This window comes from Treponema sp. OMZ 906 (genome assembly GCF_024181185.1).
In the GTDB taxonomy this organism is placed as follows: domain Bacteria; phylum Spirochaetota; class Spirochaetia; order Treponematales; family Treponemataceae; genus Treponema.
Window position 1 is genome coordinate 1,260,079 of the sequence record NZ_CP051196.1, and the last position, 18,610, is coordinate 1,278,688.

Sequence of the window (18,610 nt, forward strand, 5' to 3'; positions counted from 1 at the left end):
GCTATAGGGAGATTTTGATACCTTTATTACGCTCAAGATGTGTAGGGATATTAAACTCTCCGTACGAAGAAACTTACGCTCACGGAGGAACGTATGCAAGCGGATATTGTTGAAACGATATTGACGGACTTTCTACGGACAGAAAAACAAAAAAAAGCCATAGATACGCTGTTTCAATATTTATATTTTAATCTCGGTGAATTTGGGGTTTACTGTGGAAGCGAGGACATGCGCAGTGACTTTTTACTTTGGCTCTATCCAAAACTAGACACCATCATAGGCGATTATAATCCTGATAGATCAATATTTTCTACATACTTGCGGATGTCCCTTACATATAGCTGGAAACTTTTTTTGAGGCGGAATCGAGAACAGGCAACGTATGCTGACGTTGCTCAAGATGATCAGCAGCAGATTGTTAAAATGAAACAAGACGAGCAGGACGGGTTACAAAGCTATGAATTGTATGCAGCAAGTCCACCACCTTCATATACAGTATTACCTGAAAAAGCACAATCCATTCAGAAAACAATTAGATGGGAAATAAAAAGAAAAAACATCTATACGCGTTATTTCCTCGAACTGTTGTGTAAGTCTTGTTTTTATATCAATGAACATTTACTGCAAACGGTTGCCGGGCATTTAGGAATATCGGTACGGAAGGTAAGACTGCTGATTGAGGAAGCAAAGGAGCTGACTGATAAACGGAATGGTGTTTACAACGAGTGGGTGGCTAAGCGGGACTTTTACTATGTACGGTATAAGAGCGCAACGCTTCAGCTTCGTAAAGTGGATGAGGCACATGCTTCCGTCATCAAGCGCTTGAAAAATCGTCAGGCCTACAGTTATGCGCGTTGGCAGGGATATTTGAAGCGGATACAAGAATATACGCGGGGGCCGAGCAATCGAGTATTGGCACAGCAACTGGGCGTTTCTCGTGCAACGGTTAATAGCGATCTTGTCGAGCTTAAAAAAGCGTGTTATGGTAAACCATGCACATATACTTAGCAAGCGGTAATCGACATAAACAAGAAGAATTTGCCGCTATTTTAAAAGATTATCACATCAGCCTTCCCGCCGATGCCGGTATCGTCTTTGACCCTGAAGAAACGGGGACAACTTTTTTGGAAAATGCATTATTAAAAGCCCGTGTCTTGTACGAAAGCGTTAAATGTCCGGTGATTGCCGATGATTCGGGGCTATGCATCGATGCGCTTGGCGGTAAGCCCGGCATCTATTCAGCCCGCTACGGCATGAAAGACGGTGTGCAGCTAAAAGCGGAGGAGCGGAATCAACTTGTGCTGCAGCAAATGGAAGGTGTAGAAAACCGCAGTTGCCGGTTTGTCTGCTGCATTGCGGTAATGCTGGATGCTCACCGTTTTTTTACGGTACAAGAAACATGCGAGGGAGTGATTGCCAAATCGGAAAGCGGCCATCATGGCTTCGGCTATGATCCTATTGTGTATCTTCCAAAGATTGGAAAAACAGTTGCAGAATTGACGGCACAAGAAAAAAACGAACTGTCCCATCGCGGAAAAGCCGGTCGGCTTGTCGCTCAACTATTGGCTATGTTTCCGTCCACTGCGTCGGGATGTTGATTTTTGGCAATAGCCATTCCGTTAGCCTTTTGAAAATAGGTAGAGCAGATGCTAGGAGCGTACAAAAAACACCCGCAGGCACGGTAAACAATATACGTCCTTGTACATTGTTTACCTACACGTTTGCAATGCAAACGTGCTACTGCATAGAACCACCGCCGTCCGTGGCGGTTCTGATACGTTGAGGACTGTTTGCAGTAGCGGCATGGACGCCGCTTGTATTAACCAGTAGTGAGTTTCGTCTGTATGCGAAACTCACAGTCAAAACTATACAAGGATGTATAGTTTTGGCGATGCGACAACGCAGATGCTTGCATATTTTTAAAAGGTCGTTCGGTAACGGATGTTACCGCATATTCCAACTCGGTATGATATAATTGCAACACTATGAATCTTTTGATCGTTTCCGGCCCGCCGTCTTCGGGCAAAACAAGTGTTATTCTAAAGACAATTGAGGCACTACGCACGCAAGGACTTCGTGCCGGAGTGGTGAAATTTGACTGCCTCTACACCGACGACGATGTGTTGTACGAAAAGGCCGGTATTCCCGTTCAAAAAGGTATTTCCGGCTCGCTCTGCCCCGATCACTTCTTTGTTTCCAATATCGAAGAGGTGGTACAATGGGGTGTCAAAGAACAATCCGACCTTCTGATAACGGAATCCGCAGGCTTGTGCAACCGCTGTTCTCCGTACATTAAGAATATTCTCGGTATCTGCGTTATCGATAATTTGTCGGGTATCAATACACCGAAAAAAATCGGCCCGCTCTTAAAAGCGGCGGATATTGTCGTCATCACAAAAGGCGATATCGTGTCGCAAGCCGAACGCGAAGTGTTTTGCGCCCGTGTCAACACCGTTAATCCGCGGGCGGTTATTATGCAGGTAAACGGCCTGACGGGTCAGGGGGCCTTTGAACTGAGCACGCTGCTGTTCAGTCCCGATAAAGCTATTTCTACGGTACAGGGAATGGAACTCCGTTTCCCGATGCCCGCAGCGTTGTGTTCCTATTGCTTGGGTGAAACGCGGGTCGGCGAAAATTTCCAGATGGGCAACATCCGCAAGATGAAAATTGCCGAGTCTCAAACAAATCGTTAAAGGGAACCTCTAAAAACCTAACCGAGTTTTTAGAGATGCCCAAAACATCTTGCAAAAATTTTATGGGGGACACTATGACCGCAGATACCAGTTTTGAAATACACGGCACCGCCGAAAAGCGAATGGAACTTTCAAAAAAAACAATAGAAACGCTCCTTGCGGAATATCCTTTTATTGAAGATTTTTTTGCAGAAAACAGATTAACGGAGCTGCACATTCTGGACAATGCGCAGCGCACTTTTGACTCTTTTCTACAAAGCCTTTCCGAAGAGCAGTGTGAAGATTATGCACTCGATAAAGAAGCTTTATCCCACGCGTTCTTTGAATACATCATTCAAATGGAACAGTTTTTAAATGGGGATGATGTTCGGAGTGTGCAGAGTCTTACGATACTGCCCGGCACGAATAAATCCGGCGAGCCGGAAAACTTTGAAGACCTTGTATTGTATCCGTCCCAGATTACTTCGATTGTCGGGCCGACCGGTTCCGGTAAGTCGCGGCTACTTGCCGATATCGAATGGACGGCGCAAAAAGACACGCCTACCGGTCGCGCAATACTTATCAACGGCGAAGTACCCGATAAAGCAATCCGGTTTTCGATTAACAACAAATTGGTTGCGCAGCTTTCTCAGAACATGAATTTTGTAATGGATCTTTCCGTGCGGGAGTTTATCGAACTCCATGCGGAAAGCCGTTTGGTTAAAAATACGGAAGGCGCTGTCCAGCGGATTATCGAAGCGGCAAATAAACTGGCAGGGGAGCAATTCCGGCTGGATACACCGATTACCGCGCTGAGCGGCGGGCAGTCCCGGGCGTTAATGATTGCCGATACCGCCATTTTAAGTTCATCTCCAATCGTTCTGATAGACGAAATTGAAAACGCGGGCATCGACCGGAAAAAGGCTTTGCAGCTTTTGGTATCGAACGATAAAATCGTATTGATGGCTACTCACGATCCGGCTCTTGCGCTCTATGCCGATAAACGTATTGTCATTAAAAACGGCGGTATCCATGCGGTCATCGAAACTTCCGATCACGAGAAAGAACTATTACATGAGCTTGAAGCGATGGATGCAAAGATCCAAACGATGCGGGCTAAGCTGCGTGCGGGTGAGCGGTTGTAGGTAAATTCTAAAAAAATTAGCTTTGTAGATATCCTATGCGGCGGCTTCTCAAGAGCTGCATTTACAAAGGGATGGACTAATCCGACTAGAATCTATATAATTTACACTGCCTATGTAAAATCAGTTATAGAAATAAGTTCCTCTGTAAGGTAAAGAAAACAATAACCTTGCTTTGCTATTTCAGAATTGTCGAATTATGCCGTTCCGGTTTCAGTCGTTGAAACCGATAGAAACCGGCAGCACGGCTCTGTTAGGAGTCGTTATGGGCATCTCTTAAAAGTGAAGTTTTTGAGATGCTTGACAGATATCGGCTCCTGAAGTAGCCGAGCTCAATGTAATAGGAGATGGACGTATGGGGAATAAGCTAAAGAAAAAGCGTTTTTCGTTAAGAAAAAGATTGATGCTGATTTTTGGGCTGTTAATTTTAGGAGGTTCCAGTGTTGAGGTCTTCCTTGCAATTCTCATTGCGCGTAAGGCTGTAACGGAAAAAATTGAAACCCATTTAATAGATAAGGCCGCTGATGTCGCAGAAATTATCGACGGCAGAATACAAGCGACTCTTCAATTTGTTGAGGGAGTTGCCCGTATGCCATCTCTTAGAGATACTTCTTTTTCATATTACCAAAAAGCACAGAGTCTTGTGTATGAAGCGGAGCATAACACAAGGGTTGACTATTTTAGCGTGACTGATTTACAGGGAAATCTTTATAGAGCAAATGATAGGCGACCAATTTATGTCGGCGACGAAGATTGGTTTCTAGCTGCTTCATCGGGAAAAAGTTTTGTCGCGGAACCGCGCATATCACGCGTCTCAGATATAATGCAGATTGTCTATGCCGTTCCTATTATCGGCGATAACAATGAAGTTGTTGGTGTATTAAGTGCGGCAGTAGGAGCTAATCTTTTATCAGAAATCATTAAAGATATTGTTTTGGGAAAAAGCGGTTATTGCTATATACTCGGTTTAACGGGAAATACCATTGCGGATAAAGACATACGTTTTGTCGAAGATCAATATAATGCCTATGAGGAAGCAAAAACAGATCCGACCCAAGCGCCGCTTGCATCATTTGAACAACAAGCGCTACAGGCGCAAGACCCGGGTATCGGGTATTATGACAGCGATGGTACTTCTGTAATTTCTTCCTATGCTAAGAGTAAGCTGTCCGGCTGGACAGTCATTATGACTGCTCCGTATAGTCAACTTATGAGTTCGGTAAATGACATGAGTTTAGTGATGGATCTTATCTGGTTAGTTATTTTTATTTCCGCACTGGGGGTCGTTTACTTTGTTGCACGTAGTATCGTAAAACCAATCCAAAAACTTGTTGCGGCGCTGAAGGATATTGCGCAGGGTGAAGGCGATTTGACGGTTCGTATGGTTGTAAGCGGTAATGACGAAGTAACGGATTTATCTGAATATTTTAATGAAACAATAGAGAAAATCAGCGTTACAATAAAATCTATCGGCACTAATAGTAATATTATGGAAGAGATCGGTACTGAACTTGCTTCGAATATGTCGGAGACCGCAAGTTCGATTAACGAGATCAGTGCAAACATAGACGGTATTCAACAACAGGTTCTGACTCAAGCTGCGAGTGTTACCGAAACTGCCGCTACGGTAGAAGAGATTATCCGTACCATTAAGCAGTTGAGCAGCAGCATCGAAACGCAGTCTGCAAGCGTTGCGCAGTCTTCATCGTCAGTTGAGCAAATGGTTGCGAATATTACCTCGATCAGTCAGACGCTCAATAAGTCAGATACAATCGTGAAAGATCTTGTATCTGCAACGGGAGATGGAAAGGCAACGTTGGTTACATCCAATACAGTAACACAGAAGATAGCGGAAGAATCCGGATCACTTATGGAAGCGTCAAGTGTTATTCAGCACATCGCATCACAAACGAATTTACTTGCAATGAATGCTGCTATTGAAGCCGCCCATGCGGGGGAAGCAGGAAAAGGTTTTGCCGTTGTCGCCGATGAAATCCGCAAATTAGCGGAGGATTCTGCCGTACAGGGGAAAAACATTACGACAACACTTAAAATACTCAGCAGCGAAATAGAAACACTTTCAGTATCTTCTAAAACAGTAGAAGGAAAATTCAATGCTATTTTTACCCTTGCCGCCCAAGTAAAAGAGATGAGCGACCGGCTTACTGAAGCGATGCGCGAGCAGGCAAATGGCAGCAATGAAGTACTGGATGCTATTAAAAACATCAATACGGTAACGACCGAAGTCCAGTTCGGGGCAGAAGAGATGTTGAAAGGCGGAGAAGGTGTTGCGGAAGAAATGCGTAAATTGGATAATCTGACACGTGTTATAACTGACGGTATGAATGAAATGGCCTCAGGCGCAGCACAAATTAATAATGCCGTGCAGGAAGTAAACGAGATTACACAGAAGAATACGCAAAGCATTAAGGTATTGGCGAGTGAGGTCGGAAAGTTCAAAGTCTAGCTTTTCATTTAGTTTACGAATTATGACTTTATGGTATAAGAAGTTTAGTATCTTATTCAAGCACAATTTTCGGAATAGCGACACTGAAATGTCCTTCCGGTTTTGCATTCGTTTTGAGCATCTCGGTGATACAGGATAGCGCTGCGTTGCTGTATTCATAGGCGGCAAGGCCGCAGACGTTATCGGGCAGGCAACCGAGGTCGTAGGGATTGCGTAGGGCAACGGCAACCATCGGTTTGTGCAGGCGGGCAAGGGCTTGGATCAATTTGAGCTGTCCCTGTTTGACGTGTCCGTTGTAGCTTGCTGCGGCGATACCGGTAGCCGATTTCGCCTGTGCGACTATGCGTGTTATTTCCGTATCGTCGGGGTCGATCGACGTATCGATGCTCGTACCGCCGAATGCGGTTTGCATGGAGCGCGCAAAGCTGATTGAATTATCGACATCGTTTGACACATTGGTAACAATGAACGGCTGCGGGCCGGCAAAAAACGGTTTACTGCCGAGGTTGGGAAATCCGCTTTCGGGAAGATGATAGCCCGTCAGCGTTTTGCGTCGGAGACTTGCAATGGTTTTTCGATATTCTTCCATCGTTTTTTCCGGCAGCGGCTGTGCGGGTTTGAATTGCTTTTTTAAACCGATAATCTTTTCGGCTGTCTGTTCGATGGTTGCTGCAGAAATCTGTTTGTCCGCACAGGCGCGCGTTACCGTTTCGATAGCGGCGCAGGCGGTCGGTATGGTGTGGGAGATAAAAATCAGTTCGATACCCGCATTGATTGCCGCCGCAGCGCTTTCCGCGGTGCCGAAGTACGTTTGCATCGCCTTCATCTCCATACAGTCACTGATAACCAACCCGTTAAATCCGAGCTTTTCTTTTAATAAATCTGTTACAATTTTTTTCGAGATGGTTGCAGGGAATTGCTCATCGATGGCGGGAAAGAGAATATGCGAGATGGTAACCGCGGGAAGCAGCCCTGATTTGATGACGTGTGCAAAGGGTGCGATTTCCATCTGTTCCAGTTCCGCTTTCGATTTATGGACAGTCGGTAACGTGAGGTGTGAATCGACTGATGTATCGCCATGCCCGGGAAAATGCTTTGCAGCGCTGAGTACTCCTCCTGCGGTAAGACCCCGTACCATCTGCAGCCCATAGCGGCCGACAAGGGTAGGATCATCTCCGTAGCTGCGTACTCCGATAACCGGATTACGCGGATTGGAATTAACATCCAGCACCGGCGCCAAGTCGAAGTTTACGCCGTGGGCATGGAGAATTTCTCCCGTGATTTTACCGGCGGTGTAGGCGTTCAGTTCATCGCCGGTCGCCGCCAGCGCCATTGCGCCCGGTACGTTATAGTAGTCTTCGGCAAGCCGTGAAACAGCGCCTCCTTCTTGGTCAATCGTGATGAAGGCAGGGTGTCCGGTTTCAGTGGTAATCAAAGTTTGTATATCTGTGCAGAGCGTCTTGAGCTGTGCGAGGCTTGTAATATTATGCTTAAAGAGGATGACATTACCAACCTTGTATTTTTTTACCAATGCGATAAAGTCTTCCGGCATCTCCGTTCCCGGAAAACCGCAGGCAAACATCTGTCCGATATATTCGGTTAACATTGTGCTGTTCATCGCTGTTCCCTCCTACGAGTAGATAAAAAACGGCCTGATATGCCGGTAAAAAACTTCCGCTTCTTTTTCAAATATGCTGTACACTTCGGCTGCGGAAGAGGCTGTCCGCAATAGGCTGTCTCCTCCGAGCCGGTCTATCGACACTGAAACGTTCCCCTCCACAGGGGGCAAAAACCTGAAATCATCGGGGTAGGTGGTCTTAACGGCAAACAGGAGTGTTATGCCCGTTTTAACCGGCTCGAAGGCTTTGCGGTCGGTAATAAGGAGCTGTACGCCGTAGCATGGCAAACCTGCATACTTTGATGCGAAAGGGGTAAAACGGGCAGGTAAAAAATGCACACCGCGCAGCCCTGCGGTATTCATCGTATCGGCAAGTTTTTCCGCTTCTATGTACGGAGCGCCGATAAGGGCAAACGGATTCGCCGTACCTCTGCCTTCGGATACATTGGTTCCTTCAAATAGCGCGGTACCCGGATAGGCAAGCGTATTGTCAAAGTGCGGCAGATTGGGGGAGGGGGGAATCCACACGCGGCCGGTTTCGGTAAAAAGCATATCGCGGTGCCAGTGTTCCATCGGTACAATGTGCAGCGGGCAGCACAGCTGTTCTTCCGTATGTACCATTCGTGCAAGTTCGGCGGCGGTTAAACCGTAGCGGATGCAAAGCGGGTACATGCCGATAAAACTTTCAAAACTTTTTTTAACGATGTTACCTTCTACTTTAACGCCGCCGAGTGGGTTAGGTCGATCGAGAACGATAACGGCTTTGCCGTGCATCGAAGCAGCTCGCATAGCAAGTATCAATGTAGAAATGTAGGTATAAAATCGGGCGCCGACATCCTGAATGTCGTACACTAAGGTATCGATATCGGTCAGCGTGTCAGGTTTGAAATCTTGCCCGTCTTGCCGGTAGAGACTGTAGAGCGGCATACCGGCAATCGATTTGTTTTCACTATCCCACACTGTGCCGGCGTTTTCACAGCCATAAAGCCCGTGTTCCGGCGCGAAGAGGGCGCGTACTGTGTACCGTTCGGCAAGTATTTTCCATGAAGGGGTAAAATCTTTAGAAAGACCGGACAGCGAAGTGATAACACCGAGCTTTTTCCCTTTAAAGAGGAAATCGAAGTTATGTATCCGGTCTATTCCATTTAGAACCATAGTAAAACTGGTATAACTTACTGTTTTGCCTTAGTGCCGAGCTTTTCTGCAGCACGGGCATAGTCGATTTTTGCCAGCTTATAGTAGTCGGGCGGTAAATGTATTGCCATCGGTCCTTCATATTGTGCGATAATCTTTTCGAGCATAGCGTGAGCATCTTTCCACTGATGTCGTTTGATGTGCAAGTGTGCGATTTCGTATTGAGCGGCGATGCACGCGCTGTCATCATCGGCAAAGCGTTTTAGGATAGTCTCATAATAGACACGTGCAGCGCGATAGTTACCGGAATCGAAGGCTTCTTGCGCTTTTTGTGTTAAATCTGCTGCTGTTGCTTCTTCCGGTATTTCTGATTCCTTAGGAACAGTCATACACGCAAAAAGACCGAATACCATAATCATGCATCCAAGAGATGCAATACTTTTTATTTTCATATATCAACTCCTGTTAGTCGCGCAGAATAGTAATTTCGACGCGGCGGTTTTTTGCTCTGTTTTCAGCGGTGTCGTTCGGTGCAATGGGACGCGTTGCTCCGTATCCGGCGGTTTGCATTCTATTTGCCTCAATGCCGCGTTTTGCAAGCTCTTCAGCAATTTTATCAGCTCGTTGCAAAGATAGGATGCGTTGCCCTTCAGGGCGATTAAGGTCAGCAGTATGCCCTTCAATTAAGAAGTGTGTGTTTGGTCCGACTTTTTTCAACGCTTCTGCAATTATATTAAGGCGATCTGTTTCGTCCGGAAGAATTTCTGCCGAATCTGCTACGAATAGTATCTCATCGTGCATAGTAATTTTGATAACATTTTCAGGTGCTTTGACGCTGATACTTTCCGGTTCGCGGTCTAAGAAGAATTTTTCTATATCATGATACATAAAATAGAACTGTTCATCCACAAGCGGATATGTCGGAGAGACCTGCAAGGTATCTTTATCGCATACAATAACGATCTTCCCTTGGCGGAGCAGTTCGATATTTTCTTTTTTTGCAAGGATCCGTTCTGCATCTTCATTGCTGATAATCGGATCGGTACGGTTATCGCCGAATACACCGCGTGCAATAATCCTTAATGGCTCCGTACCTATTCTATCTCGATATTCGCTTTCATCAAGTGTCCCTGTATACAAAACAATGCTGTGCTTTTTTGCCTGATCGGGGTCTACGATGTTTTTCTCATAAATCAGGTTCATGTTTTTATTCCATATTTTGGGGAATAAACAAGGATTGAGTTGTTCGCTGGAATACTCACCGTGTACGGGCAGTTGTCCACGAGCGTCGATTAAAATACCGGTATATACCTTACTCGCCGTACCGAAGGGAAAAAATGAAGGGGTATACGGCGCATTGTGTTTTACAAAAAGATTGGCAAGTTCCTGCAAAGGATTTTGATGATAGATAATAGCCGTCTGTAATTCTTGCGAGAGAATAGGTGCCGTACTTTTTCCGTTATTAATGACGGTATTGATGTCGGTGAAGGAAATTTTTTCTTCCGCCAGATAGTTACCGATCCTGTGGGAAGAATCCACCAATATGGAAAGGTAAGCATTCTTTAAGAGCGAAGAACGGTTTTGTTGGATAAGCCGTATTGCCGCATTTCTATCGGTCGGCAGGTACAGTCCGCTTTTATTTAAATCTATTGTAATCTTTGAATCTACTTGAGCGGTTTCCCAGTTTTGTACTGTTTGGGATTCCATCCCTGATGGATAGCCGTAGCAGAATGCCAAAGCACATAGAACGAAAACGGTAAGGGAGACTGAATGTTTCATAGATATGTCCTCGTCATAGTATCGGCACTTTTAGGGTATTCCCTAACTTGAGGACACTATTTACCGACAGATTATTTTTCTGGGCTAGAAGTTCGACTGAAACCGAATATTTCAGCGCGAGTGACCACAGTGTGTCGCCCTGTCGGATGGTGTGCGTACCGTCGAAATTTCCCGCCTGTACGATGTTCTTGCCCGAATATGTTCCAACCGACTTTAATGCGGGAATAAGGATAGTCTTTCCTATTTTCAACGTTTCGGGTTTAAGGCCTGTGTTGTAGTTTAAAATACTTTGGATGCTCACCCCGTAGTGGTTTGCGAGGGCATAGAGCGTGTCGCCGGATTTAATGCGGTATTGATAGTATTTTATCAGCAGTTTATCGGATTGATTGAGTACTGTTTGTGCAGCCTCCGTGTATGCCGACGGAAGACGGAGCTGATATTTGATACTCGGCGGGGTGATAAAGTAACGGAGTGAAGGATTAAGTTTCCTAATAGTTTCGGAGTCAAGGCCGAGTTCCTCTGCGAGTAACCGCACATCGATTGCCCGTTTGATTTCTATCGTGGAAGTAGGCGGGTGGTCTTCGGTATTTCCCCAATCGATGTTCAGTTCTTCACTGCGAGAAAGTATTTCTGCAATGGCGAGAAATTTCGGTACATAATAGAGCGTTTCTTTTTTTAAATAACCGTGCTCTGCAAGGTACCAGTAGTCCGCCTTACCCGCCTTTTTGATAGCTGTGCGTATCGTTCCCGCTCCGCTGTTATAGGCGGCAAGTGCAAGTGGCCAGTCGTTGAATTGGCTGTAGTTCCACTTGAGTTTTTTTACCGCAGCGATGCTCGCTTTCCACGGATCGCGCCGTTCATCAACCCAATCGTCAATATGAATGTTGTATCCGCCGATACTGTTCTTCATAAACTGCCAAATCCCGACGGCACCCGATTTCGACGTAGCTGTTTCAAAAAAACCCGATTCTATGACGGGGAGAAACAGTAGTTCGGCAGGCATATTTTCGGTTTCTAACAGCTCGATAATGAAATCCCGGTACGGAGCGGAACGCTTCATTATTTTTGAAAGGTAGTTATAGCCATCGGTACTCATATACTGCTTACGAAATTTTTCGATTAATGGATGATCGTGAGGAATGAGGGTACTGTGTAAAAATGTGTTGCTTTGAAAGTTTTTGAGAAGTTGTTTATTTACATATAACTCTGTGTCCGAAACAGGCGGTTTTGATTGAATATTTGCATAGATAGGGTGAATATACAGCGCCCCTGCTATGATGCCGACGCAGAAGTACTTTATCTGTGGTTTTTTATCGGTAAAATGTATGCTCAAACTTTTTCTCCATAATAAATACCTGCCCATTCCCAGCGGCCATGAATTGTCGGATCGGCAGGGAAATTGATTTTCCTAAAGTAGAGGTACCATGTACGGACGTATTGGTTCCAACCGGAAGTCCTTAAATAAGCTTCGTAAGGCGTGGAAGACGGATCCAACTCGGAGGCAATACTGATAGCGCTGCCGTACATAAAGTCCTTTAGATTCGTATCAGGCTGCTGCTGCGTATCGGATAACTCCTGTTTCCACGACATTGCGAAGAAGTTCACCTTTGAGCGACACCGTTCCAATGTCGCATAATCTCGTGAGCGGATCGCGGTCTTGATGGTCTTTACGAGGTCGTCAAGTGTATTGAACGTCCAGCTTTTTGTCGACGTACTGTAATCGACAATTTTACGCGCATAGCCGTAGCTGTCGGGAATTCCCGGAATAATAACATCAAACCGGTGCAGATTTAAAAATTGCGTATAAGCTTGGATTGCAAGCCGCCATTCCCCTTGTTTTTCATAAGCCTGCGCGAGCATAAAATATGCTTGTGCAGGATCAAACTCATTATAAAAATCGGTTAAAAGCCGCGAATAATAAACAATCGATTTTCTGGCAGTACCGACGAGCTCGATTAGATTTTTCAAACAAAGTAGGTGGATTGATTGTCCGTTTACAACCATATCGGAATAATTTTGAACGATGTATTCAAAATAATATGCAGCAATGGTATCTTCTTGGAATTCTCGATATGCTGCCGCGAGCCGTAAAAGAAAGTAGGCATTATACGGATTGTCCGGTTCTTCGTCAATAACGGATTGCAGGAATACTGTCAGTGATTTTATTTTATGTTCAGTTTGCAAATGAGAGGCAATCTTATCGATGAGGGCGAACCGTATTTGAGGCTTCTGTTCTTTTTCCAATAATTCTACCAAGGTTTTCTGTTCTTTGCGATGTTCACGTAAACCGGTATACAGATAATCGAATCGGTTGTGAGAACAAGAACACAATAGAGCACAGATGTACAATATAAAACAACCGAACAGAGACTTTTTAAACCGTACCACGGGAGGCATACTATCACAGTCAGTGTATATTGACAAGACTCCGCTTGCCTTGACAGTCCGTTTTTTATTTACTACCATTATATCACTACTATGCAATCGGATGCTTTCAGATTTCAGGCACAAGAAGATTTTTCCAGAGCACGCAATAAAGCATGGATCAATGAGATGCAGAATATTATGCATCCCGATAAAAAACGGCTCCTTTCCTTAAACGACGTAAAAAAAATTTTAAAACCTAAGAATGAGGTATACATCGGGCTCAAAACTGTTCCGATTAAAAAAATAGTCGGCAGTGAGGGGCGTTATAACGATTTTGACAATCATTTTTTACCTCGTTCAAACGAATTGAAGCAGCGGTGGGTGAATATCGATCAGGCTCATTTATCCGACATTGTTTTGCCGCCCATTCAGCTGTACGAACTTGGCGGGTTGTACTTTGTGCGTGACGGGAATCACCGTGTGTCGGTGGCGAAGACGCAGGGCGTTGAGTTTATCGATGCCGAAGTGATCTCACTGCAAAGCGAGGTGCAGCTGCCGCCGGATGTCAGGCTGGACACGCTGCTCGATGCGGTTATCCGTTACGAAAAGCGGGTGTTTTACAACGAAACACATTTCGGCGATCTAACCGATTATTGGGATTTGGACTTTACCGCAACCGGCCGCTACGATGTTATCTATAATCATATCCTTGTACATAAGTATTATATGAACGAGCAGCAGCATACCGAAATCGACTTTAACGATGCGCTGGTTTCTTGGTATAAAACGGTGTATCTTCCGGTTATCGCTGTGATAGACAAATATACGCTGCTTTCCGATTTTAAAGACCGGACGAAGAGCGATATTTATGTCTGGATTGTCAAGCATTGGGATAGTCTCAAGCAAAAAAACGGTAACGATTTCAGTCTTGATGAAGCTGCGCTGGATTTTGTTGCATTAGAGAAAACGGCTAAGTTTCAAGAACCTTCGGTGTTTTCAAAGTTTAAAGCAAAAGTTTTGAAGCTTTTAAAAAAATAGTAACGGTGGGGTAATCGCCGCATTAGTTGCGGTTTTCTGTAAAGGCAGGGGGGGGCAGATTGATGATAAAAGACGGATTGATGCGGTATGTGCAGTTGTTCACGGCTTTTTTTAAGATAGGGCTTTTTACCTTCGGAGGCGGCATGAGTATGCTGCCGATGTTGCAAAGAGAATTGGTAGAATCGAAGCAGTGGCTGACTGAGGAAGAAATTCTGAATTACTTTGCGATAGGGCAGTGTACGCCGGGAATCATTGCGGTGAATGTTGCGACGTTCTGCGGGTATAAACGTGCCGGTCTTTCGGGGGCGATTGTGAGCACGATAGGGATTGTGTGCCCTTCGTGGATTGTCATTACGCTGATAGCCGGTTCCATCTCCCGCTTTTCCGATATTGTATGGATACAGCGCGCAATGAAAGGTGTCTATGTCGTTGTAGCCGCTCTGCTTGCCCGTGCGGTTTTTACTTTCGGCAAAAAGATTATTACGGACTTTGTTACCGCGGGGATTGCCGTCGGTGCGTTTCTCGCGATGTCCGTGTGGAATGTGTCCGGTATCTTGATAGTGCTTGCCTCCGGTATTATCGGGTTTTGTGCGCAGATTATCCGAAACGGCAAAGAAACTTCCGGTCGCCGTGAGGAGGATAAAGAATGAGTTTGCTCGGTTTATTTTTCCTTTTTATGTATATCGGCCTTTCTACCATCGGCGGTGGACTGGTTGCCGTCAGTTTGATGCAGCAGGAGTTGGTAGCTCGCTCAATTATCAGCTCGGAACAGTTTATTGCAATGATAGCCGTTTCGGAGTCGACGCCAGGCCCGATCGGTATCAACATGGCGACCTATATCGGGTACGAGCTGTATGGTATTTGGGGCAGCCTTGTGTTGACAACAGGGATTGTGCTGCCGTCGCTGATTGTTATTGTGTTAATCGCCCGCTTTGCCCAATCGTTTCAAAATGCGGCGCCGGTTAAGAACACCATGTATGGGCTGCGGGCGGGAGCTGCGGGGATGATTGCCGCTGCCGCATGGAACGTGCTTGCGGTTGCAGTATTTACATTGCCCGCCTTTTACGCTTCGCGACAATGGACGGAATTGGTTGACTGGAAAGCTGCAGCCGTCTTTTGCCTTTTCTTGCTTGTGCAAGTGCTGTTTAAGCGGCTGCATCCCATCTTTTTAATTCTTGCCGGCGCTGCCGTCGGCCTTGTGTTGTTTTAAAAAACGATTCGGCGCTTATTTTACGGTGCCGATAATTTCGGACATTGCGCCGAGGTCGGCGGTTTCAAACCGGTCTTCGGGCGGGTAAAGGGCGCCGCCGTAGTAGATGGCGGGGTTCTTTGCCGTCGAAGGTTCGGCAACGGCTTTTAACGCTGCAAAGTGGATCTGATTGACGCCGGTACCTTTTACGAGCTTCGCCGCATTTTTCTTTGTAATGCCGCCACCGGGTAGAATTTCTATGCGGCCTTTTGCGTGCTTAACCATCGCAGCGATCAGTTCCATGCCTTCGTAGGCGGTCGGTTCCTGTCCGCTGGTGAGCACGCGGGTAAAGCCGAGATCAATCAAAATATCGAGCGTTTTAAGGGGATCGGGTACGACATCGATAGCACGGTGGAATACCTTTTCTTTATCGCCTGCAATTTTGATGAGCGCTTCGCACCGCTTTTCGTCTATCGTTCCATTCTTTTTTAAAAATCCGAATACGATACCGTCAGCTCCGTTGTCGATAAACAGTTTTGCATCTTCTTTCATTGTCTTAAATTCGGATGCGGTGTACAAAAAACCTGCAGCGCGGGGGCGAACCATCGTCATCACTTTGAGGTTGGTCTCTTTTTTAACGAGGAGAAGGGTGCCGAGCGAGGGGGTTAGCCCTCCCAAAAACAATGAAGAATTCAATTCAATTCTTGCGGCGCCGGCTTTTTCGGCTGCAATTGCATCATCGAGCGAGCCTGCGCAAATTTCAATGGTAATAGTGCTTTTCATTCCATAATTATAGGATACCCCTTATGAAAGGTCAACGATGTATTTCGCACAGTAAAGCAGGAAATTGCTTAAAATATTTATAATGCGGAATCCCTGTGTATTTCTCCGGTCTTTCTTAAAAAATATATTATTTCGTTGTAAAAACATCGGATATTGATTATGATAGCAAAACCGTTAAGAATACAATAAATAGAAGGAAAACCGGTATGAAACAATTCATCAATCTTATCCGATCGATCGTATCCGATATGAGACTTCTGGGGAAACCGTTTATCAACTATACTCTTGCCTATATAGGTTTGGCAGTTGTTTCAAATGCGCTGTCTCTGTTTAACAGTTCAAACGAAGCTTTAAATTCTCTTATAGCTCTTTTAATTCTTGCCGTAGCAGTTCTGCAAACAGTCGCTATTGTCTACTTTCAACAGGCGTATATAAAGCAACAAATAGGCAATGTTGTTTTCAATTCTATTTTTGCCGTAATTCTACGCCTCTATTTTATCTATTTTATTCAGTTGATTATTATCATCATACCGGTTACTGCGGTTATGATGATTCTCCGTTCGGTACGACCGGAAGCATCTGCCGCATTCTTCGATATGGATTGGGTAGGCAGAGGGTTGGTCTTTATATTTCTGTTATACTGGTTCAGCCGGTTAGTATTTGTACCGACTATTTTGGTTTATAAAAAAGAGAGCATGAAGATGAAGCTCATTATTGCCGAAAGTAAGGCTATATTCCGGAAAAATTTTTTTGTCGTTCTTCCGTTTTTTCTTATACTGTTTGCCACCGCCTTTTATGCCGGTTTTACTCTTATGGACAATCCGCAGTATACACCGTCATTAGCACGGGTTATCTTTTTAACGTGTAATGCATATATTTCTTCAATTCTCTATTGTAAACTGGTCATTAACTATCAGCTGCACATGGCAAGCAAGTACTTGCCCCAAACAAGCGGTGCGCAGGAGTAAACATGGAAACGGAAAAACAACGGGCACAGATTTTAAACGATAATCTCTGGAAGATTTTAATAGATTTTTCATGGCCGGCAGTTATTGCGATGTTCCTGCTTGGAGCGAACAATGTGCTTGACGGAATATTTGTCGGGCGCTTTGCTGAAGAAGGCTCGCTTGCAGGTATTTCCATTGCGCTGCCGCCGGTAATTGCGCTTACCGGCTTCGGGCTCCTGATCGGAACGGGAGCGGGTTCCCTATTAAGTATTGCGATCGGCGCGGAAGATACCGATATTCGGCGGCGGTTATTAGGGAATGCGAATGCGCTGGTGCTTATCGCTTCGGCAGCGGTAATGCTGTTGGGATTTCGTTTTTCTCAGCCGCTGCTTTTTGCGATGGGTGGCAGGGGAAATGAACTTGTGCTCGGCGATGTGTATTACCGGACCCTTTTATGGGGTGCACTTCCTTGGATATATGCTGTTGCGCTCAATACGCTGATTCGCGCTGAAGGCAAAATGAAAACCGCTGCCGTCATTATGGCGATAGGTTTGGCGGTAAACGGGCTTTCAAACTATGTGTTGATGGTTTTGCTTAAGCAGGGCATTAAGGGGGCTGCAATCGGTACGAACATCGGTATGATCGTGCAGGCGTTGATCTGTATGCTGTATGTTATTCATTCCCCATTGGTGCAGCGAGATGCGGATTCCGCGGGCGACAGGATATCTGTTTCTTTGTTGCAGCGAGCATGCGCAATCAGGTTGGACAAAGATATTGTCAGTACGATTATTCGAATGGGGTTATCTTCTTTTATTATGCAAATTATGATGGTGCTGCAAAGTATGTTGGTATTGAACGTTATTGCCCGCTATGGCTCTGCTCACGATATTGGTTTTTACGGTGTAGTTACCCGCCTGTTCAGTTTTGTCATACAACCTCTTGCAGGACTCATGATTGCGATGTCTCCTATCATCGGTATTAATTTCGGAGCAGGACGATCTGAGCGTGTTATTGCAGTATTTAAATGTTTTTTAATGGCTGCTTTTATTCTCGTACTTCCCTTTTGGATTTTCGCACTTACCATGCCCGACGTAGCTGCCGGTGTTATGATGAACCGTGCCCTGATTACTACAGAGAATAGCATACAAATTAGGATCTTTATGGCACTGCTGCCTGTGATGCCGCTTACTTTTTTAACACTGAGTTTTTTCCCCGCAATCAACAAAGGCCTTAGTAGCTCTGTAATTGCTCTTATGCAGCAGGTCGTACTGTATGTTCCCGTTATGCTGCTTTTGCCTCGTTTCACCGGCGTCCGCGGTGTGTACTATGGTACGTTGTTTATCGAACTGGTAACGGCAATTCCGATCCTCATTTTAATTAAACGTGAATTCCGACTGTTAAGAACGGGTGCAACTCGCTGGGTAAAATGATGAAGTCCGGTACGGCTTTTGGGAGAAAGGGTATTAAAGCCGAC

At 45.4% G+C, this 18,610-nt stretch carries 17 protein-coding genes; 10 read left to right on the forward strand and 7 right to left on the reverse strand.

What is annotated here, in order from left to right; all coding sequences use genetic code 11:
- Window positions 1-93: 93 nt before the first annotated feature.
- The 5 genes from E4N69_RS05625 to E4N69_RS05645 all read left to right on the forward strand — a co-directional run bounded on the left by E4N69_RS05625 (window position 94) and on the right by E4N69_RS05645 (window position 6,281).
- Window positions 94-1,008: a hypothetical protein gene (locus E4N69_RS05625; protein WP_253824775.1), complete on the forward strand. Its 915-nt coding sequence runs from the start codon at window positions 94-96 to the stop codon at window positions 1,006-1,008.
- Complete coding sequence (gene rdgB, locus E4N69_RS05630) at window positions 993-1,598, forward strand: RdgB/HAM1 family non-canonical purine NTP pyrophosphatase (RefSeq protein ID WP_162663410.1); 606 nt, start codon at window positions 993-995, stop codon at window positions 1,596-1,598. The genes E4N69_RS05625 and rdgB overlap by 16 nt, the downstream gene beginning before the upstream one ends.
- Before the next feature lie 387 nt (window positions 1,599-1,985).
- Window positions 1,986-2,693: a GTP-binding protein gene (locus E4N69_RS05635; RefSeq protein ID WP_253824776.1), complete on the forward strand. Its 708-nt coding sequence runs from the start codon at window positions 1,986-1,988 to the stop codon at window positions 2,691-2,693.
- A 74-nt stretch (window positions 2,694-2,767) separates the two neighbouring features.
- Complete coding sequence (locus E4N69_RS05640; protein WP_253824777.1) at window positions 2,768-3,817, forward strand: ATP-binding cassette domain-containing protein; 1,050 nt, start codon at window positions 2,768-2,770, stop codon at window positions 3,815-3,817.
- Window positions 3,818-4,169: 352 nt separating this feature from the next.
- A complete protein-coding gene (locus tag E4N69_RS05645; RefSeq protein WP_253715561.1) occupies window positions 4,170-6,281 on the forward strand; it encodes a methyl-accepting chemotaxis protein in 2,112 nt (703 codons plus the stop codon).
- A gap of 52 nt (window positions 6,282-6,333) precedes the next feature.
- Here the strand turns inward: E4N69_RS05645 and nagZ are convergent, their stop codons facing one another.
- Genes nagZ through E4N69_RS05675 form a run of 6 tightly spaced genes read right to left on the reverse strand, consistent with a single transcriptional unit; the run spans window position 6,334 to window position 13,209 of the window.
- The gene (nagZ, locus tag E4N69_RS05650; RefSeq protein ID WP_253824778.1) at window positions 6,334-7,899 is read right to left on the reverse strand and encodes a beta-N-acetylhexosaminidase; all 1,566 of its coding nucleotides are present in this window, start codon (window positions 7,897-7,899) and stop codon (window positions 6,334-6,336) included.
- A gap of 12 nt (window positions 7,900-7,911) precedes the next feature.
- Complete coding sequence (locus tag E4N69_RS05655; RefSeq protein ID WP_253824779.1) at window positions 7,912-9,054, reverse strand: exo-beta-N-acetylmuramidase NamZ family protein; 1,143 nt, start codon at window positions 9,052-9,054, stop codon at window positions 7,912-7,914.
- Between the two features lie 17 nt (window positions 9,055-9,071).
- Window positions 9,072-9,485, reverse strand: coding sequence for a tetratricopeptide repeat protein (locus E4N69_RS05660; RefSeq protein ID WP_162663416.1), 414 nt, complete (start codon window positions 9,483-9,485; stop codon window positions 9,072-9,074).
- A 13-nt stretch (window positions 9,486-9,498) separates the two neighbouring features.
- Complete coding sequence (locus tag E4N69_RS05665) at window positions 9,499-10,812, reverse strand: OmpA family protein (RefSeq protein ID WP_253715565.1); 1,314 nt, start codon at window positions 10,810-10,812, stop codon at window positions 9,499-9,501.
- A gap of 13 nt (window positions 10,813-10,825) precedes the next feature.
- Window positions 10,826-12,145 (reverse strand): lytic transglycosylase domain-containing protein, encoded by a 1,320-nt coding sequence (locus tag E4N69_RS05670; protein ID WP_162663417.1) that lies wholly within the window; start codon window positions 12,143-12,145, stop codon window positions 10,826-10,828.
- On the reverse strand, window positions 12,142-13,209 hold the full coding sequence (locus tag E4N69_RS05675) for a tetratricopeptide repeat protein (RefSeq protein ID WP_162664767.1): 1,068 nt from the start codon (window positions 13,207-13,209) through the stop codon (window positions 12,142-12,144). The genes E4N69_RS05670 and E4N69_RS05675 overlap by 4 nt, the downstream gene beginning before the upstream one ends.
- A gap of 81 nt (window positions 13,210-13,290) precedes the next feature.
- On the opposite strand from E4N69_RS05675, the gene E4N69_RS05680 reads away from it, so the two are divergent.
- The 3 genes from E4N69_RS05680 (at window position 13,291) to E4N69_RS05690 (ending at window position 15,427) form a co-directional block, all read left to right on the forward strand.
- Window positions 13,291-14,217 carry a transcriptional regulator gene (locus E4N69_RS05680; protein WP_253824780.1) on the forward strand — a complete coding sequence of 309 codons (927 nt, stop codon included), beginning with the start codon at window positions 13,291-13,293 and terminating at the stop codon, window positions 14,215-14,217.
- Between the two features lie 62 nt (window positions 14,218-14,279).
- On the forward strand, window positions 14,280-14,867 hold the full coding sequence (locus E4N69_RS05685) for a chromate transporter (protein ID WP_253824781.1): 588 nt from the start codon (window positions 14,280-14,282) through the stop codon (window positions 14,865-14,867).
- Window positions 14,864-15,427 carry a chromate transporter gene (locus tag E4N69_RS05690; protein WP_253824782.1) on the forward strand — a complete coding sequence of 188 codons (564 nt, stop codon included), beginning with the start codon at window positions 14,864-14,866 and terminating at the stop codon, window positions 15,425-15,427. Before E4N69_RS05685 ends, E4N69_RS05690 begins: the two co-directional genes overlap by 4 nt.
- 15 nt (window positions 15,428-15,442) lie before the next feature.
- Here the strand turns inward: E4N69_RS05690 and E4N69_RS05695 are convergent, their stop codons facing one another.
- A complete protein-coding gene (locus E4N69_RS05695) occupies window positions 15,443-16,189 on the reverse strand; it encodes a copper homeostasis protein CutC (protein WP_253715572.1) in 747 nt (248 codons plus the stop codon).
- A 206-nt stretch (window positions 16,190-16,395) separates the two neighbouring features.
- On the opposite strand from E4N69_RS05695, the gene E4N69_RS05700 reads away from it, so the two are divergent.
- Both E4N69_RS05700 and E4N69_RS05705 read left to right on the forward strand, forming a co-directional pair.
- Complete coding sequence (locus E4N69_RS05700; RefSeq protein WP_253824783.1) at window positions 16,396-17,157, forward strand: hypothetical protein; 762 nt, start codon at window positions 16,396-16,398, stop codon at window positions 17,155-17,157.
- A gap of 2 nt (window positions 17,158-17,159) precedes the next feature.
- Entirely contained in the window at window positions 17,160-18,566 is a 1,407-nt protein-coding gene (locus E4N69_RS05705) for an MATE family efflux transporter (protein ID WP_253824784.1), read from the forward strand.
- Window positions 18,567-18,610: the final 44 nt, after the last annotated feature.

Excerpts from the sequence above, each read along its gene's own strand:
- E4N69_RS05625 (WP_253824775.1), top strand. The coding sequence starts at position 94 with ATGCAAGCGGATATTGTTGAAACGATATTGACGGACTTTCTACGGACA.
- rdgB (WP_162663410.1), top strand. The coding sequence starts at position 993 with ATGCACATATACTTAGCAAGCGGTAATCGACATAAACAAGAAGAATTT.
- E4N69_RS05635 (WP_253824776.1), top strand. The coding sequence starts at position 1,986 with ATGAATCTTTTGATCGTTTCCGGCCCGCCGTCTTCGGGCAAAACAAGT.
- E4N69_RS05640 (WP_253824777.1), top strand. The coding sequence starts at position 2,768 with ATGACCGCAGATACCAGTTTTGAAATACACGGCACCGCCGAAAAGCGA.
- E4N69_RS05645 (WP_253715561.1), top strand. The coding sequence starts at position 4,170 with ATGGGGAATAAGCTAAAGAAAAAGCGTTTTTCGTTAAGAAAAAGATTG.
- nagZ (WP_253824778.1), bottom strand. The coding sequence starts at position 7,899 with ATGAACAGCACAATGTTAACCGAATATATCGGACAGATGTTTGCCTGC.
- E4N69_RS05655 (WP_253824779.1), bottom strand. The coding sequence starts at position 9,054 with ATGGTTCTAAATGGAATAGACCGGATACATAACTTCGATTTCCTCTTT.
- E4N69_RS05660 (WP_162663416.1), bottom strand. The coding sequence starts at position 9,485 with ATGAAAATAAAAAGTATTGCATCTCTTGGATGCATGATTATGGTATTC.
- E4N69_RS05665 (WP_253715565.1), bottom strand. The coding sequence starts at position 10,812 with ATGAAACATTCAGTCTCCCTTACCGTTTTCGTTCTATGTGCTTTGGCA.
- E4N69_RS05675 (WP_162664767.1), bottom strand. The coding sequence starts at position 13,209 with ATGCCTCCCGTGGTACGGTTTAAAAAGTCTCTGTTCGGTTGTTTTATA.
- E4N69_RS05680 (WP_253824780.1), top strand. The coding sequence starts at position 13,291 with ATGCAATCGGATGCTTTCAGATTTCAGGCACAAGAAGATTTTTCCAGA.
- E4N69_RS05685 (WP_253824781.1), top strand. The coding sequence starts at position 14,280 with ATGATAAAAGACGGATTGATGCGGTATGTGCAGTTGTTCACGGCTTTT.
- E4N69_RS05690 (WP_253824782.1), top strand. The coding sequence starts at position 14,864 with ATGAGTTTGCTCGGTTTATTTTTCCTTTTTATGTATATCGGCCTTTCT.
- E4N69_RS05695 (WP_253715572.1), bottom strand. The coding sequence starts at position 16,189 with ATGAAAAGCACTATTACCATTGAAATTTGCGCAGGCTCGCTCGATGAT.
- E4N69_RS05700 (WP_253824783.1), top strand. The coding sequence starts at position 16,396 with ATGAAACAATTCATCAATCTTATCCGATCGATCGTATCCGATATGAGA.
- E4N69_RS05705 (WP_253824784.1), top strand. The coding sequence starts at position 17,160 with ATGGAAACGGAAAAACAACGGGCACAGATTTTAAACGATAATCTCTGG.